Annotated in this window: 4 protein-coding genes; all 4 read left to right on the forward strand. The window is 48.4% G+C overall.

What is annotated here, in order from left to right; all coding sequences use genetic code 11:
- Positions 1 to 268: DUF6054 family protein (locus CGS49_RS07410; RefSeq protein WP_097801229.1), on the forward strand; the 268-nt coding region annotated here is incomplete at its 5' end.
- Between the two features lies 1 nt (position 269).
- Positions 270 to 629, forward strand: a complete 360-nt coding sequence (locus CGS49_RS07415; protein ID WP_097801230.1) for a DUF2500 domain-containing protein — start codon at positions 270 to 272, stop codon at positions 627 to 629.
- A gap of 217 nt (positions 630 to 846) precedes the next feature.
- Positions 847 to 1782, forward strand: a complete 936-nt coding sequence (locus CGS49_RS07425) for a hypothetical protein (RefSeq protein ID WP_097801231.1) — start codon at positions 847 to 849, stop codon at positions 1780 to 1782.
- Between the two features lie 61 nt (positions 1783 to 1843).
- On the forward strand, positions 1844 to 2099 hold a 256-nt coding region (locus CGS49_RS07430), incomplete at its 3' end, for a hypothetical protein (RefSeq protein WP_097801232.1).

The following is a 2099-nucleotide window of genomic DNA, read 5'->3' on the forward strand; positions in this document are numbered from 1 at the left end:
CAGTTGGTCGGCAGATTTAGAGGCAGGCAGTGATTTCAAAGAGGGCGATGCCCGGTGCAGTGTCCGTGTATTTGAACGGTACAGCATGATGGGCGGCAACCGCCTGAGTCTGACACTGACCATGTTCCAGAATGCGGACAGTCCGATTCGGCTGTCTGCCATCACCGCAGGAGGCAGTCAAGCGGTGTTCTTCAAGGTGAACACCCTCGGAGAAGAATCTTTTCTGGACGATGTAAAGGACCTGCTGGAAGAAATTTTGGAGGAATAAGATGTTTTACGCTGGATTTGATCTGCTGTTCAGCATCCTGTTTCCCATCCTGTTCCTTGTGGTTTTGGGCATGATCCTATACACCATCATCGGAAATATCAGCACATGGAACAAAAACAACCATTCGCCGCGGCTGACCGTTCCAGCAACGGTGGTGGCAAAGCGCACGGAAGTTTCTCGCCACCATACGGACAATACGATGATGCATACGTTCACGACCTATTATGTGACCTTTCAGGTAGAGAGCGGCGACCGCATGGAGCTTACCGTAAGTGGTTCGGACTACGGAATGCTTGTGGAGGGCGACATTGGAAAGCTGAGTTTTCAGGGCACCCGCTATCTTGGGTTTGAGCGGAGCTAAGCGTTCTCCTACATTACATAGTATCGTATCACATTCACCCATTCTCCTCGGAATGCCTGATGCTGAAATTTTTAGCTTCGACAATGGCACGATTCATCCTTGTCAGTATGAAGATACGGACAGCTACGTTATCACCAAAACATTTGTAAATAATCGGCAGCATTTTTTGAACCAGCTTCTGAACGAAGAGCCGTAATGCCGGGAAAGGACATTCCATATGAGTGATTCTACGTTGAAAGAGCTTTGGCAGCAGGTCGCAGAAAAGAAGAACTGTGAAGCAAAGCAGAAAGAACTGACCGCCCAGAGAGATACGCTTGCTGACCGCCTGAAAAAGCTGGAAAAATCCAAGCTGGCAGAGCAGGCTGATGTGGACCGTCTGGAGGGACACAGCCTTGCCGCATTTTTTTATCAGGTCATCGGAAAGATGGATGAGAAGCTGGACAAGGAACGGCAGGAAGCCTATGCAGCCCGTGTTAAGTACGATGCGGCTCTCCATGATCTTTCTTCCGTTGATGCCGACTTGGAGCAGATTCAAAATAGACTGGCACGGCTGTCCGATTGCGAAAGGCAGTATCAAGCTGCTCTTTCCGAAAAAATCAAAAGCATCAAAGCATCTGCCCACCCTGCCGCACAGCAGGTTGCAGAAAGCGAAAGCCGCATTGCCGCGCTGAAAGTCCAAAAACGGGAGCTGCTGGAAGCCATCAACGCCGGAAAGACCGCCCTGCATACGGTCAATGAAGTTCTGGAAACCCTCGACAATGCCGAGGGCTGGAGTACATGGGACGTAATGGGCGGCGGTTTGATGGCCGATCTTGCCAAGTATGAGGACCTGGACGATGCACAGGAGCAAATCGAACAGCTACAAGTGGAACTGCGGCGGTTCAAAACTGAGCTTGCTGATGTTGAGATCACCGCAGACCTTCAGGTTACGGTGGACAGCTTTTTGAAATTTGCGGATTTCTTCTTTGACGGCCTCTTTGCAGACTGGGCAGTTCTGGATCACATCAATCAGGCACAGAGCAGAGTAGAGAATACCAAAGATCAAATCAAGCGAGTCCTTGCACTTCTGAAAAAGATGCGCGAAGATGTTGATGTCCAAATCGCTGACGAAAAAGAAAAGCAGGAGCAGCTTGCAGTTGAAACTGAACTGTAAGTTTGAAGAGTCCGCTTATGTGATATGATTCGATAAAACCGAATTTGCAGGAGGTGTTTCGATGAAAACAAGAAGGTTTGCTTTATGTCTGGCAACGGTTTCTCTGGTGGCGATTTATATCAATATTCAGAGAAGCCATACTTTCACCCTTTCAAACGATGAAGGCAACATAAAGACAGAACAAATACAGCCACTATGGGGAACTGTAAAAGTGAGCGGTGATTGTGATACTGAGGTGGTCTTTACCGATGTAGAGACTGGAGAAAAATACAGAATCGGATATATTACACAGGGCGTAACGGAAAGAATCAAACTCG

It is taken from the genome of Faecalibacterium langellae, assembly GCF_002549775.1.
GTDB lineage: Bacteria > Bacillota > Clostridia > Oscillospirales > Ruminococcaceae > Faecalibacterium > Faecalibacterium langellae.

What these genes read in the sequence shown, in the direction of transcription:
- CGS49_RS07425 (WP_097801231.1), top strand. Translation starts at nt 847, where the DNA reads ATGAGTGATTCTACGTTGAAAGAGCTTTGGCAGCAGGTCGCAGAAAAG.
- CGS49_RS07415 (WP_097801230.1), top strand. Translation starts at nt 270, where the DNA reads ATGTTTTACGCTGGATTTGATCTGCTGTTCAGCATCCTGTTTCCCATC.